Source organism: Puia sp. (assembly GCF_036500295.1).
In the GTDB taxonomy this organism is placed as follows: Bacteria; Bacteroidota; Bacteroidia; order Chitinophagales; family Chitinophagaceae; genus Puia.
Window position 1 is genome coordinate 121,558 of record NZ_DASYCH010000005.1, and the last position, 24,332, is coordinate 145,889.

At 57.1% G+C, this 24,332-nt stretch carries 17 protein-coding genes; 10 read left to right on the plus strand and 7 right to left on the minus strand.

Going from position 1 to position 24,332, the window contains the following annotated elements; genetic code table 11:
* Window positions 1–12: 12 nt before the first annotated feature.
* Window positions 13–2,745: a DNA ligase D gene (gene ligD / locus VGM48_RS03070; RefSeq protein WP_331576244.1), complete on the plus strand. Its 2,733-nt coding sequence runs from the start codon at window positions 13–15 to the stop codon at window positions 2,743–2,745.
* Here ligD and VGM48_RS03075 read toward each other — a convergent pair.
* Together VGM48_RS03075 and VGM48_RS03080 are read right to left on the minus strand one after the other, a co-directional pair.
* A complete protein-coding gene (locus VGM48_RS03075; protein ID WP_331576245.1) occupies window positions 2,742–3,161 on the minus strand; it encodes a hypothetical protein in 420 nt (139 codons plus the stop codon). The genes ligD and VGM48_RS03075 overlap by 4 nt on opposite strands.
* Window positions 3,158–4,774: a chloride channel protein gene (locus VGM48_RS03080; RefSeq protein ID WP_331576246.1), complete on the minus strand. Its 1,617-nt coding sequence runs from the start codon at window positions 4,772–4,774 to the stop codon at window positions 3,158–3,160. The genes VGM48_RS03075 and VGM48_RS03080 overlap by 4 nt, the downstream gene beginning before the upstream one ends.
* Window positions 4,775–4,948: 174 nt before the next feature.
* On the opposite strand from VGM48_RS03080, the gene VGM48_RS03085 reads away from it, so the two are divergent.
* Window positions 4,949–5,551, plus strand: coding sequence for a Crp/Fnr family transcriptional regulator (locus VGM48_RS03085; RefSeq protein ID WP_331576247.1), 603 nt, complete (start codon window positions 4,949–4,951; stop codon window positions 5,549–5,551).
* 65 nt (window positions 5,552–5,616) lie between these two features.
* Here VGM48_RS03085 and VGM48_RS03090 read toward each other — a convergent pair whose 3' ends face one another.
* The 4 genes from VGM48_RS03090 to VGM48_RS03105 all read right to left on the minus strand — a co-directional run bounded on the left by VGM48_RS03090 (window position 5,617) and on the right by VGM48_RS03105 (window position 11,313).
* The gene (locus tag VGM48_RS03090) at window positions 5,617–6,321 is read right to left on the minus strand and encodes a CHAD domain-containing protein (RefSeq protein WP_331576248.1); all 705 of its coding nucleotides are present in this window, start codon (window positions 6,319–6,321) and stop codon (window positions 5,617–5,619) included.
* Entirely contained in the window at window positions 6,321–8,012 is a 1,692-nt protein-coding gene (locus VGM48_RS03095; RefSeq protein ID WP_331576249.1) for an HAD-IIB family hydrolase, read from the minus strand. The genes VGM48_RS03090 and VGM48_RS03095 overlap by 1 nt, the downstream gene beginning before the upstream one ends.
* A gap of 3 nt (window positions 8,013–8,015) precedes the next feature.
* Window positions 8,016–8,684: an SRPBCC family protein gene (locus tag VGM48_RS03100; RefSeq protein ID WP_331576250.1), complete on the minus strand. Its 669-nt coding sequence runs from the start codon at window positions 8,682–8,684 to the stop codon at window positions 8,016–8,018.
* 79 nt (window positions 8,685–8,763) lie between these two features.
* Window positions 8,764–11,313 carry a zinc-dependent metalloprotease gene (locus VGM48_RS03105; protein WP_331576251.1) on the minus strand — a complete coding sequence of 850 codons (2,550 nt, stop codon included), beginning with the start codon at window positions 11,311–11,313 and terminating at the stop codon, window positions 8,764–8,766.
* A 58-nt stretch (window positions 11,314–11,371) separates the two neighbouring features.
* On the opposite strand from VGM48_RS03105, the gene VGM48_RS03110 reads away from it, so the two are divergent.
* The 4 genes from VGM48_RS03110 to VGM48_RS03125 are packed head-to-tail and all read left to right on the plus strand — an operon-like array spanning window position 11,372 to window position 16,265.
* Window positions 11,372–12,007: a hypothetical protein gene (locus VGM48_RS03110; RefSeq protein ID WP_331576252.1), complete on the plus strand. Its 636-nt coding sequence runs from the start codon at window positions 11,372–11,374 to the stop codon at window positions 12,005–12,007.
* Window positions 12,008–12,022: 15 nt separating this feature from the next.
* Entirely contained in the window at window positions 12,023–13,264 is a 1,242-nt protein-coding gene (locus VGM48_RS03115; RefSeq protein WP_331576253.1) for a serine hydrolase domain-containing protein, read from the plus strand.
* A gap of 5 nt (window positions 13,265–13,269) precedes the next feature.
* Window positions 13,270–13,887 (plus strand): GNAT family protein, encoded by a 618-nt coding sequence (locus tag VGM48_RS03120; RefSeq protein WP_331576254.1) that lies wholly within the window; start codon window positions 13,270–13,272, stop codon window positions 13,885–13,887.
* A 26-nt stretch (window positions 13,888–13,913) separates the two neighbouring features.
* Window positions 13,914–16,265, plus strand: coding sequence for an ABC transporter permease (locus VGM48_RS03125; protein WP_331576255.1), 2,352 nt, complete (start codon window positions 13,914–13,916; stop codon window positions 16,263–16,265).
* Window positions 16,266–16,275: 10 nt separating this feature from the next.
* On the opposite strand, the gene VGM48_RS03130 is transcribed toward VGM48_RS03125, so the two are convergent.
* Window positions 16,276–17,481: a glucuronyl hydrolase gene (locus VGM48_RS03130; protein WP_331576256.1), complete on the minus strand. Its 1,206-nt coding sequence runs from the start codon at window positions 17,479–17,481 to the stop codon at window positions 16,276–16,278.
* 37 nt (window positions 17,482–17,518) lie between these two features.
* On the opposite strand from VGM48_RS03130, the gene VGM48_RS03135 reads away from it, so the two are divergent.
* The 4 genes from VGM48_RS03135 (at window position 17,519) to VGM48_RS03150 (ending at window position 24,170) form a co-directional block, all read left to right on the plus strand.
* On the plus strand, window positions 17,519–20,443 hold the full coding sequence (locus VGM48_RS03135) for an FAD-binding and (Fe-S)-binding domain-containing protein (RefSeq protein WP_331576257.1): 2,925 nt from the start codon (window positions 17,519–17,521) through the stop codon (window positions 20,441–20,443).
* A gap of 33 nt (window positions 20,444–20,476) precedes the next feature.
* Window positions 20,477–21,469: an ion channel gene (locus VGM48_RS03140; RefSeq protein ID WP_331576258.1), complete on the plus strand. Its 993-nt coding sequence runs from the start codon at window positions 20,477–20,479 to the stop codon at window positions 21,467–21,469.
* Window positions 21,470–21,625: 156 nt separating this feature from the next.
* Window positions 21,626–22,756 (plus strand): hypothetical protein, encoded by a 1,131-nt coding sequence (locus VGM48_RS03145; protein WP_331576259.1) that lies wholly within the window; start codon window positions 21,626–21,628, stop codon window positions 22,754–22,756.
* A 13-nt stretch (window positions 22,757–22,769) separates the two neighbouring features.
* Window positions 22,770–24,170 (plus strand): C45 family peptidase, encoded by a 1,401-nt coding sequence (locus tag VGM48_RS03150; RefSeq protein WP_331576260.1) that lies wholly within the window; start codon window positions 22,770–22,772, stop codon window positions 24,168–24,170.
* Window positions 24,171–24,332 lie beyond the last annotated feature (162 nt).

Here is a 24,332-nt window from a genome sequence, read left to right on the forward strand (position 1 = left end):
CGTTGTGAAGGTATGCCACTACGAGAATACAAACAAAAGCGCAAATTTACGGCCACGCCGGAGCCCCAGGGCGGGAAGCCTTTGGGGAAGGGCTTGCAATTTGTGGTACAGAAGCATGCAGCTTCCCGGCTGCACTATGATTTCCGGCTGGAGATGAATGGGGTGCTCAAGAGTTGGGCGATCCCGAAGGGGCCGTCGCTGAATCCCGCCGACAAGCGGCTGGCGATGATGGTAGAGGATCATCCATTTGATTACAAAGATTTTGAGGGGATTATCCCCGAGGGGAATTATGGCGCCGGGACTGTCATGGTCTGGGATGAGGGGTCGTATGGGTCGCTTGAAGAGACGAATGGGTCGAAGGCGGCGCAGGAGAAGGCCTTGCTGAAGGGGTTGCGGGAGGGGTCGCTGAAGTTCCGGCTTGAGGGGAAGAAGCTGAAGGGGGAGTTTGCGTTGGTGCGGACGAAGGGAAGGGGGGAGAACAGTTGGCTGATGATCAAGCACCGGGACCGGTATGCATCGGAGAAGCCGGTGACGGACAAGGATAAGTCGGTGGTGTCGAAGAAGACGCTGGAGCAGATTGCGAAAGACCCGAAGGCGAAGGAGTGGGTTAGCGATAAGCCCGCGAAGAAGGGTGCGGCGCGACCAGGGGGGCGGAAGACCCTTGCCGGCGGGAAGCAGAAGGATCGAACGACGGTTGCGGTGAAAGCGGCGGCGCCGGCTGAAGGGCGGAAAGCGGCGATGCCGGGGGATGTGTCGCCGATGCTGGCGACGCTTGTGGACAAGGCGTTTGATGAGGAGGGGTGGTCGTATGAGATCAAGTGGGATGGGTACCGGGCGCTGGCCTATCTGAAGAAGGGAAAGGTGGAGATACGGAGCCGCAACAACAAATCATTTGAGAAGTATTACCCGGTATATGAAGCGTTGAAGGAATGGGGGGTCAGCGCGGTGTTGGATGGGGAGATCGTGGTGTTGAATGAGAAGGGACAATCCAACTTCAATGCGCTGCAAAATTGGCGCAGTGAGGCCGATGGGGAGTTGATCTATTATGTATTCGACCTGCTGTGGCTGGAGGGGAAGGACCTGACGGGGTTACCGCTTAGCGAACGGCGCAAACTGCTCGAGGGTCTTGTCCCGGAAGAGGGCCTGGTCCGATACAGCGAAAGTTTCGACACCAGCGGAACGAAGTTCTTTGCGGCGGCGCAGAAGATGGGGCTCGAGGGGATCATTGCCAAGCGGATGGATAGTATTTATAGCCCGGGGGTCAGGACGCGGGAATGGCTAAAGATAAAAACGACGATGCGGCAGGAGGTGGTCATCGGCGGATATACGCGGAACGAGGGGACGGTGAAGCAGTTCAGCAGCCTGTTAGTGGGGGTTTTTGAAAGGGGGAAGCTGCAATATACCGGGAAGATCGGTACGGGGTTTACGGACAAGTTGCAGAAGGAGATGATAAAGCAGTTTAGGCCGCTGGAGCAGAAGGAGTCGCCTTTCTCGGTGGTGCCCGATATCAATAAACCTTCGAGGTTCCGGCCGGAACCGCCGGATGCGAAAGCGACCTGGTTGAAGCCGAAGCTGGTGTGCGAGGTTTCGTTTCGGGAGATGACGGAGGATGGGGTGATGCGGCATCCTTCATTTGAGGGGATGCGGGAGGATAAGCCGGCGAAGCAGGTGGTGCGGGAAGAGGCGGCTGCGACCGAGGCCATCGTGGATGGAGATGTTGCGGGGAAGAAAGGTTCGAAGGTGAAGGCCCCGGCGAAGAAAGCGAGAAAGCCGGTGGCGGATGCGATATTGAAGCCGGTGAAGAAGGGTGAGCGGAAGACGCTTTTGAATCCGACGGATGAGTCGCAGGTGCGGAGCGTCAACGGGCATGAGCTGTCCTTTACGAATCTCAGCAAGATATTCTGGCCGAAGGAGAAATATACGAAGCGCGACCTGTTGAACTATTATTACCAGGTGGCGCCTTATATTCTGCCCTATCTGAAGGACCGGCCACAGTCATTGAACCGGCATCCCAATGGGATCACCGGCCCCAGTTTTTATCAGAAGAATGTGAGTGGAAAGGTTCCGGACTGGATCGAGACGTTTCCCTATCATGCGGAAGGCGATAAGGAGGACAAGGAATTTTTGGTCTGTACGGATGAGGCCAGTCTGTTGTATATGATCTCGCTTGGGTGTATCGAGTTGAATCCCTGGAGCAGCCGGGTGAAAGCGCCGGATAATCCGGACTGGTGTATCATCGATCTCGATCCTGACAAGAAGACGCCGTTTGACCAGGTGATCGAGGCGGCGCAGGTGACGAGGAAGGTGCTGGATGCGGCGGGGATCGAGTGTTATTGCAAGACCTCGGGTTCGACGGGTATCCATGTCTATTTCCCGCTGGGGGCCAAATACAGCTACGAGGAGTCGAAGGAATTTGCGCGGGTGGTTGTGCAGCGGGTGAATGGTGAGATCCCTGCTTTTACTTCGATCGAGCGGACGGTGTCGGCGCGGAAGGGGAAGATGTATCTCGACTTCTTACAGAACCGGCCGCAGGCGACGATCGCGGCGCCTTATTCGGTGCGGCCCAAGCCGGGGGCTACGGTGTCTGCGCCGCTGCGTTGGGAGGAGGTGAAGAAGGGATTGCGGATGCAGGACTTTACGATCCGGACCATGAGCGACCGGCTTAAAGAAATGGGTGATCTCTTTAAGCCGGTGCTTGGAAAGGGGGTCGACCTGTCGAAGGCCTTGAAAAAGTTGGATCGTTAGATCACGGCGTCCTGGAACTTCCTGCTCCGGTAGAAGAAGGGGATGCAGGAGGCGCTAAGACCTACGATGAGGAGGACGCCGCCCATCAGTCCATGCCAGCCGCTGTCCAGGCGCGGATCGCCAAAGCGAACGGCCGACACCGTCTTAAACGTCAGCCAGGCGGTAAGCGCCAAAAAAACGATGAAGTAGATGGTGTCCCCATTGCGGATATAGCGGATGAAAAAATAATAGATGATGCCGAGGGCTGTCAGCAGGATGTTGATGGCGAAGATCAGGGAGGAGACGTTGATGATCTCCGATGGAATGTAACCTGTCTTGTCGCGATAGCCGATGTTGTAGGCGAGGCAGATGACCGTGTCGATGATGCCGATAAAGAGGCCGGTCATCATAGCTTTAAAGAAGTCTTTGTTATTCATATACCCATTATTTTAGAGTGACGTAATAATTTCCTTCCCTGGACGAGTATGCGTTTTGTCCGGTTCGGAGAATCGTATTGGATCTCTTTTTGCCGTTGGCGGCTGTAGTAATCCAGCAAGGCGCGGGCCGTGACGGTCCCGATGACCCTTTCCCCATCTTTTACGAGGAGGCTATCGATGGTATATTTCCCCATCAGTTCGGCGGCCATGCCGGCGTCTTCGGATGCGTTGATGTAATATTCCGAAACGGCGTCGGAGCTAACCGGGACGATCAGGTGTCGTACGGCGACATTCCTGAGGATGTCGGGTTCATAGGCATCGGGGGTCTTTACGCCGCGGCGCAGGATCTTTTCGGTCATGATGGTCCCTTTCATCAGGAAGAAGGAGACGAAGTAGGCGGCGACGCAGCCGCCGAGCAGGGGCAGGAGACCGTTTATCTGGCCGGTGGTTTCGAGTGCGAAGACGATGGAGGTGAGCCAGGCCCGTGAGGCGCCGGCGAACATGGCGGCCATGCCGATGAGCGCGGCCGTGGGGATATTGATACCCGAATCCGGGAACCAGTTGAGGATGACAGTACCCAGGAGGGCGCCGAGGGCGCCGCCGATGGTGAACAGCGGTGCGAGGGTCCCGCCGGAGGTGCCGCTGCCGAGGCTGATCGACCAGGACAGGTATTTCAGCACGCAGAGGAAGAAGACCACTTTCAGGGGGGTGGAGCCGGTGAGCAGGCGTTGGATGTTGTCATATCCCACGCCCATGGTATGCGGGGCGAAATAACCGATGACGCCGATGGCGACGGCACCGATGGCAGGCCACCACATCCAGTGGATGGGTAATTTTTCGAAGGTATCTTCTATCCAATAGATAGAGTGGGACACTCCTGTCGCGACGACGCCGACCACGGCGCCGAGGAGGACATAGATGGCCAGGGCGCCATTGGAGGCTGCCGGGATGGAGGGCATGGAAAAAACGGGCTGATGACCAAAGAGCAGGAAGTGCATACCCGCGCCGGTGACGCAGGCCAGGGCGACGGGGATGATGCTGCGGGGGGAGAATTCAAACAATAATAATTCCACTGCGAGCAGGACGGCTGCCAGGGGGCTGCCGAAGATGGCGGCCATACCGGCGCAGGCGCCCGCGGCCAGGACGATCTTTCGTTCGGAGGCGGAAATATGTATCCACTGGCCCGTGAGCGAGCCAAAGGCGCCACCCGTTGCGATGATGGGGCCTTCCGCGCCAAAAGGACCACCGGTGCCGATGGAGATGGCCGCCGACAGGGGTTTTAAGAAGGTGAGTGCGGGAGGGATGCGGCTTTCCGCGAGAATGATCTTTTCCATTGCTTCGGGGATGCCGTGGCCGCCGATGGCTTTTGAGCCGAAGCGGGCCATGAGTCCTACCCCTACCGCGCCGATAATGGGGACGGCGATCACGAGAAGTCCCAGCTGATTGCCGGCCGGGGAGGTATTTTCGAAGGAAAGACGGCCATAAAATGCGAGATTAGTGATACCGTCGATGAGATAAACAAGAACTTTAGCTACTATTCCGATGATGATGGCGTTGGCGATGACCTGGATACTGAGATAAAACACGCGCCGGTTGACTGTATGTCGAGACATAGTGCAAAGATATTGCATAAACCATATTTTTGCCGATATTTTTTATTGTTTGACTTTAAAAAGTATTGTATAAACAATATTATGAATGGATTAGCCTGTGATCTAAACCGCTGTTTTTTATGCCGGAATTGTCTTCCGGAATGGAAGGAATTGATCGCCGTGAAAAAGCGGACTTTGGCGATAAAAAAGGGAAAGACCCTGTTTCGGGAGGGGGAGAGAGTGGAGGGGATCTTTTTCCTTTACAGTGGGGCTGTCAAGATCCATGCGCCGTGGGCAGATGGGCGGGAGATGATCTTCCGGTTTGCCCGGGGTGGGGAGATCGTGGGTCACCGGGGTTTGTGGGGCATGGGGCCGGACGGCAGTGCCCTCTACCCTATCTCGGCTACGGCGCTCGAGGACACGATGGCGTGTTTTATCCCGAACGAATTCCTGGAGGCGAGTTTGAAGGCTAATCCCTCGTTGAGTTATACGCTGATGCATTTCTATGCCGCGGAACTGCAGAAAGCGGAGAAAAGGATGAGGGACCTGACGCATATGGATGTGAAGGGCCGGGTCGCCAATGCGTTGCTGGATATCGAGGAGATCTTCGGCCGGGGTGCGGAGGGGGTGATCGCGATGCCGTTTACGCGGCAGGATATCGCGGCGTATGCGGGGACGACGTATGAGACGGTGTTTAAATTCTTCAATGAACTGATAGCCTTGGGGGTTATCGTTACCGCGGGGAAGGAGATTAGAATTGCGCTGGGGGAGCGGTTGAGGCAGCTGGCGGGGCGCTGAGGGGCGATGCGGGCGTCCGCAGGAGGCCGTCGGGCGCGGAGCGTTCAGCAGTGGGCGCGGCGGGGTCAGCAGTGGGCGTGGAGATAGAAGTCGGCGGCGAGGTGGCGGACGGCGGTTTCTTTTTCCCGGCAGTCGTGGGTCATCGCTTCGCTGTCTTTGTGGTCTTTACCGGCCCAGGCGGCCACCATCATGGCGGCGTCGTGCCACTGCCCGATCGCTTCCTGGAGATCGTCGAGATATTTTCTATCCAGGCTCAGGCTTTCCCTGATGGGCGGCGGCAGGAGTTTTTCCACGTATAGGAGAGATTTGATTTGTTTGCGGGCCTTGTGCAGCTCGTCGCTGGAGCCTGTGAGGAGGATACCGGTGGTGATGAGCTGGATGGCGTACCAGTCGCGGATGGAGTCTGAGGTGACGGATCGGACGTCGGCGATGACCCGTCGTCCGGCGCGTTTGCCGTTGCGGCGGTACTGTTCTATCTTCCGGAGGAATTTCTCGGTTTCGGCGGCTTCCAGTTGTTGCTGTTGGGTCTTGCCGGCGTCGCGGATAAGACCGGCCTGCCGGAACATTTTGTTTAACTGATCGAAATCTTTCAGCGCTTTTGTGCCGGCGCAGGCCTTTGAGAACCGGGCCACCGCTTTCAGCTTCTTCAGGCTCACGCGCAGCTGGTGCAGGGCTTCGGGGTCCCGGGACCCGGCGAAGGCATGCAGGTGCAACTGCCATTCCCCGTTTTTTTTGCGCAGATATTCCTTTTGCTTTGTTTTGGAAAGCATCACCCGGTGTATTTACTGTTTATAAAGGTAAGAATCTGCCGGCGGCTGTCAGCGGAGTCTTTTATGTTCGTTGCCGCTTCGGCCACCTGCGCCAGTTGGTCGTCGTGGATGGTGTCTCTGAACCAATTGGTGTAGTCGTGGCGATGGAGATGCCATGACCAGGTGTCTTCGTCGATGCCTTCGGCGATGTGGGCGAAGAGCATCAGGTTGTTTGCCACGAGGTGCAGGTGTCCATGGCGGCCGGTGAAGACGAAGCTGTTGTCGCCCATATCGCCGGCGGCATATTTCTTTTTATGCCGCTGCATCAGTTGGTGCGGCAGCTGGTAACGGGCTTTGAACGGCGGCTGTGCGTTATCGGGATACCAGACGCAGATCTCCCCATCTTCGAGCGGTGGGATCTGTTCGGGTATGGGCCGGTGGAGGATCTCGCCGACCTGCTGAAAGGGGTAGCCGGGATTTCCGCCGATCGTGATGATCGTGCCGATCTTTTGCAGGACGGCGGGATGTACCGCGTGAGGAGAGGTGCTGATGATGATAAAATTGTTGAAATCCGCCGGCATGCGATCGGCCAGCATGACCGATTCCGGCGGCAGGAGGTGATGGGCTTCATCGAGGATCAGCCAGTGCGGGCGGCCATATTCCACCCGGAGGCTGGTGAGGGCTTCCAGCAGCCGGCAGAAAAAGGCGGGGCGGTCGGCGAGCGGGACGGAAAGGGCGCAGACGACCAGGGACTGGCCGGGGTCCCGGAGCAGCTGGTGGATCTCTTCGGGCGGCGGCACGGCGGTCTCGTTGCCGATGACGGTGACCCCGGGCATCTGGAGGTAATCGCCTTCGGGATCGATGAGGCAGAACTGATAGTCATGACGGATCAGGGTTTCGAGAATGGCGGTGGTGAAGGTGGATTTGCCGCCGCCCGTGACGCCGGAGACCAGGATACCGCGCTGATAGGGGCTGATGCTATACGGTCCGTTATCGGTCTCGCCCAGTTGCAGATAATGGCGGGTCAGTTTCCCGTCGAGATCGCAAAGATCGTTGTCGATTAGGCGGTGGATCAGTTCTTCAACTCCGCCGCCCTGGGGTTTTGCCGTCACCCAATCCGCCATCTCTTTTACCGAAGGCAGGGCGTTGGTGACGGCGACGGCGCATTCCGCGGTTTGGAGGAGGGAAAGATCGTTCTCTGCATCGCCGATGGCCACGGTGTTGTGGGGCGAGAGGTGGATCGATCGCAGGAGCGCCTGCAACCCGGTGGCTTTGTTTATGCCGGAGGGCAGGATCATGACGGCGCCTTTATTAAAGATGACCTGGAGTTCGCTGCCGGTGGCCTTTATCGCCTCGAGGACCTCCTGTTCGTGGGGTTCCCAGGTGGCGACGATGACCTTTCCGACGGAGAGGGGATGGACGCCTCGTTGGCGGAGCTGATCGACAAACCTTTCATCGGGCGGCGGGCCGAGTGGGGTTTCTTCGCCGGTGGCGCAATTGACGATGAGTCCGCCGTTCTCCGCGACGATATGATCGAAGAGCCGGTATTCGGGGAAGACGAGCACGAGGTCTTTCATCTCGCGGCCGGTGACCAGGACGAGGCGGCGGCCGGTGGCTTTTAGCCGGCGCAGTTTTTCTTCCACGGCGGGATCGACGCGGCCGTGTGCGGCGAGGGTGCCGTCATAATCCGATGCGAGGACCTGGTAGCGCATGGATCAGACACCGGACTTACCGGCGTTTTCTATAAAGTGTTTAAAATGGTAGATATCCGATTCGATCTTCTCGCGGAAGCCGGGGGTGAGCAGGCGGGAAAGCCGTTGGCCGATGACGCCCGCGGGGGCGCGATACGAGAGCATGACATCGATGCGGGTGGCGTTGCCGGGGGTGGATGCGAAATTGATCTTTGCGGTGACGTCGATGGGTGCGCCGGGAACGGACGCGAGGGACAGTTCGCTGTCTTTTTCTTCGCGGACGATATTGGCTTCCCAGCGGATATCGCCGATGCCGGGCATTTTCATGGTCCAGGCTGAGGTGGTCCTGTCGAGTTCGTCCACGTTGCCGAGATGGCGCATGAAGAGGGGCCAGTTCTCGAGACTGCGCCAGAAGGCATACACTTGTTCGCGCGGCTTGTTGACGACGACGTGGGTCCGCACGTTGACATTGGAAGGATGGGCATGGCGGCTTGTGGCTTTCCATGCGGCGCTGATGGGACAATGACCCGAGACGGCGCGATACAGCAGGTATGCGCCGCCGAAAAGCAGCAAGGAGTCGGCTTTATGTTTTCTTGTCACATAATAGACAAGCAATGAGCCGCCAACGGCGGAGAGGATGCGCTGGGCATCACCGATGTCGGCCGGTGCATCCTGGTGTGTGTGAAGTTGCATAAGACATTTTACATGAGTTTTGCAAAACATCTGCCAGGGTCGGCAATGCGGGTGATCACCAATCATAAGTATTGGGGTATCAGCCTTTTGGATCGAGGGCCTTTTTGATGCGTTGCGCCAGGTCCTGGAGGTGATATTTTGTCAGCCTGTCGGTGGTCAGGGGTATTGCGGCGACGATCTTTTCGCGCAGTACGGTCAGTTCTTCCCTTGCGATGGAGGGCAGGTCGGTATTCTTTGTATTCGGGCCGAAGAAGATGACCAGTCCGCCGAAGCCGGCGGAAGAGCCGGTGGAAGGGTTGACTATGGAGATCAGTGATTCCACATAGGTTTTTTGCAGCGCCCGGCGCCAGGCGTCGGTGGGCTTGTGGGTATCCAGTTCGCCCCACACTCCTTTGCGGACGTCCGCCAGCAGATCTACCACGGTGTATACTTTTTTCTGGCCGTAGCGGTTTGCCGACAGCAGGAGGCTGTTGAGCCTGTTTGTCGAAAGGAGGCTGGAGAGTACGCCGCTCTGGATCGGGGAGATGGGGTCGCCGCTGTTGGGACTGCTGATCTTGTTCAGGATGCTGTCCGACATCAGCCAATATGGAGTCGTGAAGAGCTGTTTGTTTAGGAAACCGACGGCCTCGTGCTGGATTTGACGGGGAGCGGGAGTATAGACATCGCCGGGTTGCTCGACGCTGTGGAGGTTCTCATAGACTCCGCCTACATTCTTCAGAACATGGCCCAAATAGCGGTTGTACTGGGTTACCACCTGCCGGTACATATCCGTCAGGTTCTCATATTTATCTCCTTCTTCCTTTGTCCATACCGGCAGGCCGGGAAGGATGCGCCGGAGGTTGAGGATACCGTATTCGCTTGCTTTTACGCTGTTGTCGCCGAGATCTTCGGTCTGTGCGCGGGGGTCCTGGTTGAAGCCTTCGCCGCCGAACCAGAGGCGGGGGTTGGCGCGGAGGCTATCGATGATCCATTTGTTAAGGATCTTTGCTTCCTCTTTCGGATCTTTCCCGCCCGCGTAGGCGTAGCCCCAGCGGATGGCCCAGCGGTCGTATTCCCCGATGCGGGGGAAGAGATCGGCTTCGGGGATATTGTCTCCGGGCTGGGCGACATAATTGAACCGGGCATAGTCCATGATGGAGGGGGTATGGCCGTGGGCGTCGAGCCAGGCTTTGTCGCGCAGGCGATCGACGGGTACGGTGCTGCTGCTGCCCATATTATGCCGGAGGCCGAGCGTATGGCCGACTTCGTGGGAGGAGACGAAGCGGATCAGTTGCCCCATGAGGCTGTCGTCGAGATGCATTTTGCGGGCGCGGGGGTCGACGGCGCCTGCCTGGATCATATACCAGTCGTGCAGGACCTCCATGATATTGTGATACCAGCCGATATGGCTTTCGATGATCTCGCCGCTACGTGGGTCGTGGACGTTGGGTCCATAGGCGTTCTCTATATCCGAGGCGAAATAGCGCAATACGGAATAGCGGGCATCCTCGAGGCTCATGGTGGTATCGGACTCGGGCCATTCGCGGGCTTCGATGGCGTCTTTAAAACCCGCGTTCCCGAAGGCCTGCTGCCAGTCGTTGACCCCCTGGATCAGATAGGGTACCCATTTGCGTGGGGTGGCGGGATCGATATAATAGATAATGGGTTTTGCCGGGCGGACCTTTTCGCCGTGCAGCCAGCGTTCCCGGTCTTCGGGGCGGGGTTCGAGCCGCCAGCGAACGATGAACTGCTGGTTGTCTATTTTTTGTTGTTCGTCGCTGTAGACGACATAGTCATCTGCGAAGAAGCCTACCCGCGGGTCGAAAAGCCGTTTGGCCATGGGGTTCGCCGGCAGGAGGATCAGGGAAGTATTCAGTTCGAGCGTGACGGCGCCCGCGGCGTCGGTGGGGGAAGAGAAGGAGATGCCGAAGGGGGAGGCCATTCCGCCGCTGGAGGAGAAGGTCTTGACGCTTCGCACTTCGGTGTTGATGGGATAGGTATTGATATGCTCGATATAGCTTCGGTCCGAGGCCAGGCCGCCGAGGCGCATCCTGCTTTTGATGGCCTGGGGGATGCTGACGATGAGGTTATCGCCTTTGAAGTAATCGGTCACGTCGATGACGACCGAGGTGGAGTCCTTGCCATAGGCTCTGATCTCGAAGGCTGCGGCGATGGGATCCACGCTGGAGTTTTTCACGGCCTTATAGATCTTGTTTGTCGAGTCGGCCATGCTTACGAGGGTGACGACGCGAAGAAACAAGGTATGCGCCGGTCCTTTTTCCCATTCGAGGGTTTGCTGGTTGGCGAGTTCGCCGCCATAGATGCCGCCGCCGGCAGCGGTCTTGCTAAAGCGGGTGATGGCCATGAACTCCCGGCCCAGCAGGGAGTCGGCGATCTCGAAATACCATTTTTCGTCGACTTTGTGTACGGTGAAGAGACCGGAATGGGTGACGGCTTTGGCGGTGATGACCTCTTTATAGGGTTTCGGGCCTTGCCGCGGGGTGGGGAAGCCGGGGTAGGCGGGTGGTTTCGGTTTGGAGGTATCTGTTTGGGCGGGGGGGACGGTACGATGTCTGCGTTGAGCCGTTGCGGTGGAGATCGACACTGCGGCTATTGCCGCCATCCAAAGAGCGTGAGTTATTAACTTCATATGAGGCCGGTAAAACTATACGATTTTTCCCTGCTAAATCGTTAAATAGGCAAAAAAATTGAGACTAGCCCCCACCCTTCGGGCCGGACTGGCGCCGGTTCTTGCCCTTGCCTGCTGTTTTTCCGTAGTTGCCCAGCAAAATGCCCCTGCCGAGGCCGAGCATGCCCGGCTCCTGACGGGTAAACACCGTGACCTGATCGCCTATGCCGGAAAGGATCATTCTTTTACGCTGGAAACGGCCGTGCATTCGGCCAAACCTTCGGATGTGCCCGGGTTTATCACCGTGGACAAGCAGATCGTGCAGGCCACGGTCATTCCTGTCGACAGGGGTATCGATCTCCGGCAGATGACTCCCGCGCGGGAGAAGGAGGTGTTGCAGAAGTATATGCAATTCGAGCTGGACTATTACCGGAAGAAGCTGAAGCAGCGTTATAGCCATCTGCAAACGGAATGGATGACGCTTCAAGGCAGGCTCTTTCTTGTTTGGTATTTCGACATGCCTGAAAATTACAAGCTGGTGAGCCGGCAGGTCTACGTCTCCACTTTGTTCTTTGATGGGGTCATGGATCTGAATGCGCCGGTGTTCAAATCCGATGACTGGGGCAGGGCCCGGGCTATCCTCGTGCGGCTTGCGAAGACGATGAAGACCTATGACAAGCGGCTGGATCTGGCGGCGTTGGGAAAAAAATTGTAGTATCTTGAGAGGGCTATGAGAAGAGTCCTTCATTTTCTATTACTGCTGTTTTGGGTTTTACCCGTTTTTTCACAATCAAAGACTGTTACCGACTATTTCCCGCCGCGGGGGGAATGGGCGCATCGTTCACCGTCGGCGCTGGGACTGGATTCCGGGGCGCTGACCGCGGCTATTGCGTTTGCCAGGGAGCATGAGGCGAAGGCTCCGCGGGACCAGGCGCTTGGGCAGGCCGAGAGCTTTGGCAAGGCCGAGCCTTATGACGAGATCGTCGGGCCGATGAAAACGCGTGGCGAGCCGACGGGGATCATTGTTTATAAAGGATATGTCGTTGCCGAGTGGGGTGAACCGAAGCGGGTGGATATGACCCATAGCGTGACGAAGAGCTTTTTGTCGTCGGTGATCGGCGTGGCGGTGGATCAGGGGTTGATCCGCAGCGTGCTGGATACGGTGGCGGATTATGTGCCGCCGGTAGAGGTATATGATCCCCTGGCGCCTCTGCGGATGCCGGGCGAGGCGTTGAAGCCGGACCTTCTCTATCCCTTCGCGAGCGAGCATGACCGAAAGCTTACCTGGGATGTGATGCTGCGTCAGACGAGCGACTGGGAGGGGGTGTTATGGGGTAAGCCCGACTGGGCGGACCGGCCGGTGGGCAAGCCGGATGAATGGACGACGAGAGCGCGCAACGCGCCAGGCAGCGTTTGGAAATACAATGATGTCCGGGTTAATGTGCTGGCGCTGGCCGCCACCTGTGTCTGGCGGGCGCCGCTGCCGCAGGTGCTGAAGACGTATATCATGGACCCTATCGGCGCTTCGACTACCTGGCGCTGGTATGGGTATCGTAATTCGTGGATCGTGCTGGATGGTCAGGCGGTGCAGGCGGTGAGCGGCGGCGGTCACTGGGGCGGCGGGATGTTCATCAACGCGTATGATATGGCGCGGTTTGGCTGGCTGACCTTGCACCGGGGGAATTGGAATGGCAGGCAGCTGCTTTCCGACCAGTGGGTGAAGCAGGCGCTTACGCCGACCACGGCCAATCCCGGGTATGGTTATATGAATTGGTTTCTCAATACGGATAAGAAAATGTTGCCGGATGCGCCGGCTTCGGCGTTTGTGCATATCGGCAACGGGACGAATTTTATCTATGTCGATCCCGAGCATCATCTCGTGGCGGTGGTCCGGTGGATCGAGAACTCGTCGATGGACGGGATGGTAAAGAAAATATTGAGCGCGTTGAGCGGGGCCGCTGAAAAAAAGTAAATGGAATGGAGCTGGCAAAGACCTATCGAATAGAGACGGAGCGATTGGTGATCCGTTGTTATCAGCCGGGTGATGCATATATGATGCATGCGGCCATCACCGGGAGTCTGGACCATCTGCGGCCCTGGATCCCCTGGGCCCGGCAGGAGCCGAAGGAATTGGAATGGATGGTCGGTTTTATCCGGATGTTCCGGGGGCAATTCGATCTGGGGCAGGATGCGGTGTATGGGATCTTCGACAAGACGGAAACGGAGCAGATCGGAGGAACGGGGTTACATAACCGGATCGGCAAGGATGCGCGGGAGATCGGTTACTGGATCAATGTAAAGCACATCCATAACGGCTATGCCACCGAGGCTGTGCGGGCGCTGATCAAGATTGGGTTCAGGATCGAGGGGCTTTCGAGGTTGGAGATCCGGTGTGATCCCGACAATGTCTTTAGCCGGCGGATCCCGCAGCGACTTGGCTTCCGGCATGAGATGACGTTACGAACTAATAGCACGGATGGGGATGCGACGCCGTCGGATCTGATGATCTGGGCGTTGAGCCGGCGGGATTATGAGGTCGAGGGGGGTGATGAGATCGAGTTGCGCGCGTACGATCTTATGGGCAGGCAACTCTGAGGCGGAAAATTGCATTAAGCTTTACTATGATACGCTCCATCCTTCGCTACAAGGGTTCTTTTCTTTTGAACCTGCTTGGGCTAACCCTCGGCTTCTGCTGTTTTCTTCTTGCTTTATCTTTTGTTTTTTATGAGCGCAGCTATGATCACTATCCTGGCAAGCGGGACCGGATCTGCCGGATGGCGACGGATATCTCTTCCGGCGGGGTCGAGACCCATGTGGGACTATCGCTGGGGCTTCTTTGCGATCAGCTGCCGCGGGCCTTTCCGGAGATCGAGCGAATGGTTCGCTTCCAGGCCTATTCCGGCCGGACGGGACTGCGGCGGAAGGCGGAGGAGCCGGTGATCCCGGTGAAGACGCTTTATTATGCGGATGAGAGCGTCCTTTCGGTGTTTACCTATCCCCTGACCGAGGGGGATGTGCGCACCGCGCTTGCGACGCCCAACAGTATCGTGCTGACGGCGGCGCTCAAACGCCGGCTCTTCGGATCGGGGCCTGCCCTGGGTCAGACCCTGACGGAGAACGGGAAGCCGTTGAAGGTGACGGGTGTGTTAGCGGAGTTGCCCGGGAATTCCGATCTTTCCTTTGATGGGCTGGTCTCGGTGAAAACGCTGAAGCCTGAAGACCGGGGCGACTGGGCGTATTGTTTTATTTTATTCCGCAGTCCGGGCGCAATGGGGGCTTTTCAGCATAAGCTGGATACGCTGACGAAGAATCAGATCAACCCACAACTGGACCCGGATGGGAACACCCGGTTTGGGTTTGTTCTGCAGCCGCTGTCCACCCTTCACTACAGTGCGCCGCGCGAGCGGGACACGCCCAAGGGCAATCCCATTTATGTTACCATCTTTCTTGTCACCGGGGTGCTGATCCTGTTGATCGCCTGCATCAACAGCATCAACCTCAGCATCGTGAAATCTTTTTCGCGGGTGATGGACGTGACGATCAAAAAGATCTACGGAGCGAGCCGGGCGCGGCTGATCGGGCAGCAAGTCCTTGAAACCCTGTTTACCGGGTTGGTGGCAATGGGTCTTTCGTTTGTGTTGCTCTGGTTGCTGTTGCCTTATTTTTCGGTGATGGTGAACCGCAGTATGGTGCTGTCCGATGTCTTCAACCGGAAGGTGATGATTGCGGCGGCGGGTGCGTTGGGGCTGCTGGCGCTTGGCGGTTCCCTGTATACGGGGGTATTTCTGGGCCGGGTGCGGCTGGCCGAACCATTACGGGCCAGGACCAGCCGGGTCGGCGGGTTGCGGATCCTTCCGCGGATGATGCTGGGCTTTCAGTTCTTTATCACTATCGGGATGTCTATCGCCGCCCTTTCGGTTTACCGGCAGGTGCATTATCTCAGGAGCACGCCGCTTGGTTATAACCCCGACAATATATTAGTCGTCAATCTGCCGCAGAACGAGGAAGCGGCTTCGGGCGACCGGTACCTGAGGAGTACGCTGGCCGGCGATGCGAATGTGGTGACGACGGCCTCCTGTGCCGAGTCGGGATTGCCGGGGAAGGGGGTGGATGTCGATGTATTCCATTACCGGGAGCGGGGGTTGCAGGTAAAGAAAACGATCTATCATATCGATGTGGATGCCCATTATCTTGCCGCATTGCAAATCCCGGTTATCCAGGGGAGTGGATTCCCCGATGTCGGGGACAGCGCAGCCAGCGGGAATGCGCTTGTTACCGCCTCGTTTGTGCGGATGGCCGGCTGGAAGGATCCGCTGGGCGAGGTGTTTTACAATGAGAACCGGAAGGCCCGGGTCATCGGGGTGATCCCGGATTTCCACTACGGCAGTCTGCACAGCGCGATCCAGCCGATGGTGCTTTTTCAGCAGGTGGGTGAACCGGAATGTCTTCTTTTGCGCGTGGGCAGGTCGAAAACGGCGGCGGTGCTCAAGGGGTTGGAGGAGCATTGGAAGAAAGCATTTCCCGAGCTGCCTTTCAGCTATTCCTTTCTTGACGAACAGTTGCGGCAGCAATACCGGGATGATTACAATCTTTTGAGTTTGTTGCTGGTGTTAACGGTGCTGATGATCGGTATCAGTTGTATCGGGTTGGTGGCGTATGTATCCTTTCTGCTGCGGATGGCCAGGACGACCATTGCGGTACGGCGGGTCATCGGCGCGCGATTTGGGCATATCTATACGCTTTTTGTGCGGCAATTCGTCTGGCTGTTGCTGATCGCTTTTTTGGCGGCTGCGCCGCTGGCGTGGTGGTTTGCGGATAGCTGGCTGCGGCAGTTTGCGTATCATATCTCACCGAGGCCGATTGACCTGGTGATCGCGGTTGTTGCGATGGGCGGGGTGGTTGGGTTGATCGTGCTGCGGTTTACGTTGCAGAATGTCCGGGTGAATCCGGCGCGCGTGCTGAGGGAAAATTAAGATCGGCCGGTCATTTGCCTTTTTGGCCCAGTTCGCGATAGCGGAGCATGGCTTCCACAAAATAATAGTCTGCGTAGGTGAGCGGGACATCGACCTCGCTGTGAGCGGGGAAGTGGCCGACGCTGTGACGGAGGAGGAAACCACCGTTGGAGCCGACGACTGCTTTGTAGTTGTTGGAGGAGAGGTTGACGATAATCTTCTCGGCGACGTCCAGGTATCCGCGGGCTTCGTCGCGCTGGACATAGTGGCTGAGTTCGATGAGGGCGGAGGCCATGACGGCGGCAGCGCTCGCATCGCGCAATGCATAGGGGATATTTGGTGCGTTGAAGTCCCAGTAAGGGATCTTGTCTGCGGGCAGGTTGGGGTTGGTGAGGAGGAAGTGGGCAATATGGCGGGCCTGATCGAGATATTTTTGATCGTGGGTGGAGCGGTAGACCATGGTATAACCATAGAGGCCCCAGGACTGGCCGCGGGCCCAGGCGGAGGAGTCGGCGAAGCCCTGGGCGGTTTTTTTGGCGATGATCGCCCCGGTGACGGAATCGTAGTCGACGACGTGGAAGGAGCTATAGTCGGGGCGGTAGTGGTTGCGCATCGTGGTGTTGGCGTGCGTGACGGCGATCTTGTAAAAGGAACTGTCGCCGCTTACGTGGGTGGCCCAGAAGAGGAGTTCCAGATTCATCATATTGTCGATGATCACGGGATAGTGCCAGGGTTTGCTGTCCCAGGATTTGATGCAGCCGACGGCGGGGTGGAAGCGGGTGCTAAGGGAGCGGGCGCTGGTGAGGAGGATGTCTTTATAGCGGGGGCTGTCGAGGAGGCGGAGGCCGTTGCCATAGCTGCAGTACATCATGAAGCCGAGGTCGTGGGTGCCTTTGTTGTATTGCTCTTTTTCGAGAAGGGTGAGGCGGCGTTGGGCTTCGGCGAGTAAGGAGGTATCGTGGGAGAACTCATAAAGCTGGAAGAGGGTGCCGGGATAGAATCCGCTTGTCCACCAGTCCGCGTTGCTTGTTTCGAGGCGGTCGGCGTTGGCGTACCAGGTTTTTGGGAGCCGGCCGGTGGGCACTTTGCCCATGAGCACCTTGTATTGGTTGACGGCCTGGCGGAGATTGCCGTCGATGAGCCGCATCAGCGCGGGTTTGGGTTGCAGGTTTTTGTCTTTTTGGGCGTTGGCGGTGAGGACCAACAGGCAGCAGGCGATGGTTATGATGCGGGACATGCGGCAAAAATAGGTGAAACAGCGTATTTTTGCGGGCATGGATGAAAAATTGCAGGCATTGGGTCGTTTGCTGGATGGGGAGTTTTATTATGACCATACCATGCGGACCTTATATGCTACGGATGCGTCGGCTTACCGGGAGATGCCGCTGGCCGTGGCGGTTCCGAAGAATATCGAGGATATCCGGAAGCTGATCGCCTTTGCCAGGGCTGAGAAGACCTCGCTGATCCCGCGTACGGCGGGGACCTCCCTTGCGGGGCAGGTGGTGGGCAAGGGCATCATCGTCGATGTTTCCAAATATTTTACGGGCATCCTGGAGCTGAACGTTGAAGAGCGATGGGTGCGGGTACAGCCGGGCGTTATCCGGGACGACCTGAATCTATTCCTGAAGCAGCATGGATTGTTATTCGGTCCGGAGACGTCGACCGCCAACCGGGCGATGATCGGCGGGATGGTGGGGAACAATTCCTGCGGGAGCAATTCGGTTGTTTACCGGAGTACGCGGGAGCATTTGCTGGAGGTGAAGGCCTTGTTGAGTGACGGGAGCGAAGCGATGTTTGGCCCGATTGGGCTGGATGAATTTCATGCCCGATGCGAGGGCACGGGGCTCGAAGGCTCGGTATACCGGGAGATGCGGCGGCTGCTCAGCAACTATGATAACCAGGAGGGGATCCGGGCGCATTTCCCGAAGAAGAGTATCGAGAGGCGGAATACGGGTTATGCGCTGGATCTGTTACTGGAGACGGCGCCGTTTACCGCGGGCGAACCGGATTTCAATTTCTGTACGTTGCTGGCGGGTTCCGAGGGGACGCTGGCTTTTCTGACGGAGATAAAATTGAATCTCTCGCCGTTGCCGCCGAAGGAGACGGGATTGCTTTGCGTACACTTCAATACGATCGACGAATCGTTGAGGGCTAATCTTATCGCCTTGAAGTATGCGCCGACGGCCAGCGAGCTGATCGACCATTATATTCTGGAATGTACGAAGGATAATATCGAGCAAAGTAAGAACCGCTTTTTTGTGCAGGGTGATCCGGGGGCGATATTGGTGGTGGAGTGGAAGAAGGCCACGCGGGAGGAGATAACCGTCCTTGCGGGAAAGGTGGAGGCCGAGATGCGGGCGGCGGGGCTTGGGTATCATTTCCCTTTGTTGTTTGGGGCGGATACGGGCAGGATCTGGTCGCTGAGAAAGGCGGGGCTTGGTTTGCTCAGCAATCTGCCGGGGGATGAAAAGGCGGTGCCGGTGATCGAGGATACGGCGGTGGATGTGCAGGACCTGCCGGCGTATATCCGGGATTTTAATGAGATACTGAAAAAATATGGGTTGTATTCCGTTCACTACGCGCATGCGGGAAGCGGGGAGATCCATTTACGCCCGATCATCAACCTGAAGACGGCGGAGGGGAACCGGTTGTTTCGCGCCATTGCGGAGGAGATTGCCACGCTGGTGAAAAAGTACCAGGGTTCGTTGAGCGGGGAGCATGGAGATGGCCGGCTGCGGGGGGAATTCATCCCGCAGATGGTCGGTGATAAGAACTATAAATTATTCAAGGAAATAAAGCGAACCTGGGACCCGGCGAATCTTTTCAATCCGGGGAAGATCGTGGATACGCCGCCGATGAATGAGCAGCTGCGCTATGAGCCGGGGCAGCAGACGCCCTCCTTCCCCACCCTGTTCCGGTTTCATCAGCAGGATATCCTGCAGCATGCGGAGCAATGCAATGGAAGCGGGGATTGCCGGAAGACGCATCTGTCGGGGGGGACGATGTGTCCGTCCTTTATGGCGACGCGCAATGAGAAGGATACGACGAGGGCGAGGGCCAATATCCTGCGGGAATTCCTGACGCGGAGCGATAAGCCCAACCGGTATGACAACAAAGAGATCTACGATGTGATGGACCTTTGTCTGAGCTGCAAGGGTTGTAAGTCGGAGTGTCCCTCGAATGTGGATGTGGCGAAGCTGAAGGCGGAATTCCTGCAACATTATTATGATGCCAACGGGGTTCCGGTGCGGAGCCGGATGATCGCGTCCTTTTCGAGAAGTGCGAAGCTGGGGATGATCTTTCCCGCCGCGTATAACTTTTTTGTGCGGCAGCGCTGGGTGAAGAAGCTGGTGGGTTTTGCGCCGGAGCGGAGCATGCCGAAGCTGTATAAGACCACATTGAAGAAGTGGTGGAGCCGGAGAGACCGGCAGGGGGGCGCACTGGTCCGGCAGGGAGAGGCCCCGGGCCGGAAGGTGTATTTATTTTGCGATGAGTTTACGAACTATAACGATGTGACCATCGGGATGAAGGCGGTGAAGTTGCTGGAGCGGCTGGGGTATACCGTGGTGATCCCCGAGCATGTGGAGAGCGGGCGGACCTGGTTGTCGAAGGGATTGGTGCGGGAGGCAAAGAAGATCGTCGACCGGAATGTACGGATGCTGGCGCCGGTGGTCTCCGAGGAGGCTCCGCTGGTAGGTGTCGAGCCTTCGGCTATTCTTACTTTCCGGGACGAGTACCCCGACCTGGTGGCGGAGGAGCTGTTGGCCGATGCGCGGCGGCTGGCGACAAACAGCTTTTTGATCGATGATTTTTTGGCGCGGGAGATCGAGCGCGGGCATATCCGGGCCGATCAGTTTACGCGGGAGAAGCGGCAGGTGTTGCTTCACGGGCATTGCCAGCAGAAGGCCCTTGCGTCGGTGGCGGGGAGTGTGAAGGTCCTGTCGTTGCCGGAGAATTACACGGTGAGTGTCGTTCCCTCGGGGTGTTGCGGGATGGCGGGGTCCTTTGGGTATGAGGCGGAGCATTATGGCATCTCCCAGCAGATCGGGGAACTGGTGCTTTTGCCTGCGGTGAGGAAGCAGGGAGAAGGGACTATCCTTGCGGCACCGGGGACCAGCTGTCGTCATCAGATAAAGGATGGGACGGGGCGGATCGCACAGCATCCGGTGGAAGTGCTTTTTGAGGCGCTGGCCATTTGACCGGGAGGGTGTAGATTTGCGGAATCTATTATTATGGCAGAAACCCAGCAAAAATCACCAAGGACCTTTAGCCGAAAGATAGACCCGTTGCTCAAACCGAACAATGACACGGGTTTTGGCACCAATGCCGCCAGTTATGGGGGCCGGTTTATCAACCGGGACGGGACTTTTAACCTCCGAAAGGAGGGGGTTTCTTTTCTCAACCGGTTCAGCATCTATCACAGTATGCTGACGATGCCCCTGTGGAAATTCATCTCCCTGATCGTGGTGTTCTATTTTGGGATCAACCTGGTTTATTCCCTGGTGTACATGGCGGTGGGTTTGACTGAGTTGCAGGGGGTCATCGCCGCCACGTTCTGGGGCAGGTTCAAGGAGGCTTTCTTCTTTAGCGCCGAGACGTTTACGACGGTGGGTTACGGGCGGGTGAACCCCGTGGGTGACGGGGCCAACATCGTTGCCGCCATCGAGGCGATGAGCGGGTGGCTGTCCTTTGCGTTGGCCACGGGTCTTATCTTCGGGCGATTTGCGCGGCCGAAGAGCCACCTGGTCTTCAGTGATCTTGCGCTGGTCAGCCCTTATAAAGGGAAAACGGCCCTGATGTTCCGGTTTGCGCCTTATAAGGACAACCATACGATGACGGATGTGCAGATCCGGGTGAATATCGGGTTGAAGACGATGCAGACCGACGGCAATGCCGAGTATGTGTATTACGATCTGAACCTCGAGCGCACCAAGGTGGAGAGCCTGCCGATGAACTGGACGGTGGTTCATCCCATCGATGAGCAGAGCCCCCTGCAGGGGTTTACCCAGGAAGACATGGAGGCTTCGGATGTCGAGATCTATGTACTTATCCGGGGATTTGACGATGTGTATTCCAATGTTGTCCAGCAGCGAACCTCGTATACGTATCATGAGATCCGGTTTGACGGGAAGTTTATCCCAATGTACCGGGAGAGCGAGGATGGGCGGACGACGATCCTGGAGCTGCATAAATTGAATGAATTTGTCGATTTAAAACAGCGGTAATACTAAAAGCTGTATCCTTGGGTTAAACCGTGTGGAGGAATGCCGGTCATAAGACCGGTAGCATCGATTTAAAAGCCGTTGTTGAAGCCAGCAAAAAAATATTTGTGTCTCTTTTTTCTAGTCCTCCCGTTTCTGCGTCTAAAGGCGCAGGATTCTTTGTCTTCCAATAAGATAGATCTTGTCGACGTGGGCCGGTCGTTCCTGAAGGGGCACCGGGCCACCCGGACCGATACGGTAGCACAAAAGGTGGGGAGACTGCATATTTCAGCGCTTCCGGTGGCCGGGTATACCTTACAGACGGGTTTTGCGGGGGTGCTGAGCAGCAATTTCGCCTTTTATACCAGCGAGCATAGCCAGGCCAATCTGTCGAGTGTGCTTACGAGCATCACCTATTCCCAGTACAAGCAAATCATCTTCCCGATCCAGGCCAATATCTGGACGAAGGGGAACAAGTATAATATCCAGACGGACTGGCGGTATCTCAAATATCCGTCGCTGACCTATGGGCTTGGGGGGAATACGAATGCGGACAGCGGGTATAATATCGACTATGGCTATCTGCGGCTGCATCAGGCTATTTTGCGGCAGGTGACGCGGGACCTTTATCTCGGGCTTGGCTTCGACCTGGACTATTTCTGGAATATCCGGGAGGTGGACCCGCCGATGGCGAAGCCGACGGACCTCGAGCGGTATGGACTTAGCAATACGGAGCAGGCGGTGGGTGTTTCGCTGCATGTGCTTTATGACGATCGCCGCAATCCGATAAGCCCCGTACAGGGGACCTACGTGAACGTCAACTTCCGGCCCAATTTCAGCTTTCTGGGCAGTGACAATAACTGGCAATCCTTATTACTGGATATCCGGAAGTTTATTCCGCTTCCCGGCGGGACGCGTCATAATGTGTTGGCGGTGTGGAGTTATGACTGGTTTACGGTGGGCAATGGCAATCCCCCTTATCTCCTTCTGCCCAGCACGGGGTGGGATGCCTACAGCAATACGGCGCGGGGGTATATCCAGGGACGTTACCGCAGTAAGAACATGCTTTACCTGGAGTCGGAGTACCGGTTTGGCATCAGCAGCAACGGGTTGCTGGGTGGGGTCGTTTTCGCCAATGCCCAGTCTTTCTCGGAGATGGCCACGGGCAGGTTTACCTATATCCAGCCCGGGTATGGACTTGGCTTCCGGATCAGCCTGAACAAGTTCTCGCGCACCAACCTCTGTGTGGATTATGGGTGGGGGACTCATGGATCGGGTGGTTTTTTTGTGAACTTGGGTGAGGTTTTTTGAGTAACTTCCGAATATGAGAAAATTACCCGCACTGCTGGTGGCGTTGCTGCTGACGACCGCCGTCTTTTCCCAACAAAAAAATCCCCGTCTGGGCAATTCCAGCCGGGAGGACCGCAATGGATGGATCTATGTCCATCTGGAGGGGAGTCCGAGGAATATCGGGTTCCAGAACGGCTTTTTGCTTGCGGCCGAGATCGACAATCTGATCAAGGCGATGAAGCTTGTGTTGCCGCATGAGTCGGGCAAGGACTGGGCTTTTTACAAAGACTTTGCGAAAAAGAACTTCTGGGGGAAGATCGACCCCGAGTACCAGGAGGAGATCACGGGGATCAGTGAGGGGCTGAAGGCAAAGGGGAAGCCATATGATGTGTATGATATCGTGGTGTTGAACGGGAATATCGAGCTATCGCAATACTATGTCCCTTCGCTGGCCGAGAAGGCGCATCCGGGTTCGGCCGCGGCCAATAACAAGGCGCCGGGCAACTGCAGCGCGTTTATCGCCACGGGAAGCTATACGGCCGACGGGCAGATCGTCATCGGGCATAACAACTGGACGGATTATGTTTTTGGCGAGCGATGGAATGTCATCGCCGATATCATTCCGCAGACGGGGAACCGGCTGATGATGGATATGATGCCGGGGTTTATCCACAGCGGGGATGATTTTGTGGTCACGGGCGGGGGGATGGTGATCACGGAGACGACGATCACGCAGTTTAAGGGATTTGACGAAAAGGGGGTCCCGGAGTTTGTGCGGGCAAGGAAGGCGGCGCAGTATTCCAATAGTATCGACGACTTCATCCAGATCATGACTGCCGGGGATAACGGGGGGTATGCGAATGACTGGCTTGTCGGGGATATCAAGGCCAATGAGATTGCGCGGCTGGAGCTGGGGTTGAAGAATCATCCGGTTTGGCGGACGAAGGACGGGATGTATACGGGCAGTAATTGGCCGGCGGATGAGAAGCTGATCAGGGAGGAGACGACCTTTCAACCGGGGGACAGCACCAACTCGCCCAACAGCCGGCGGCGGCGTTGGGAGCAGCTATCCGCGGATCACAAGGGGAAGTTGAATGCGGAGGTGGGGAAGACGATTGAAGGGGACAGTTATAATGAATTGACGAAGGCGAAAGAGGCGAGCCGGTGTGTGATCGCGGGGCGGGTGGATACCGATCCGCTGGGATGTCCCGAATGGGGATGGGGGCCTTTTTATCCCGGGGGTACGGTACAGGGGAAGGTGACGACGGCGGCGCTGGCGGGGGAGCTGAAGTTCTGGGCGCATATGGGTAATCCCAGCGGGGAGGATTTCCTGGCGGCGCCTTATTTTGCGGCGCATCCGGAGTATGGATGGCTGTCGAGGTATCTGCGGGATATGAAGGCGATGCCGTGGACGATGTTTGAGGCAAAAAAATAGGGTAACGTAGCGGAGGGTCTACCGTACATTACCCAAGGAAATACATTGACAGATGCGCAGATGAACAGATGAATCGTACCAGGTTCGTCACAGGAAAGTAAGATGCCAGAGGTCAGATACCAAACTTAAGGCGACTAGCCACAATTACCGTACCATTTTACC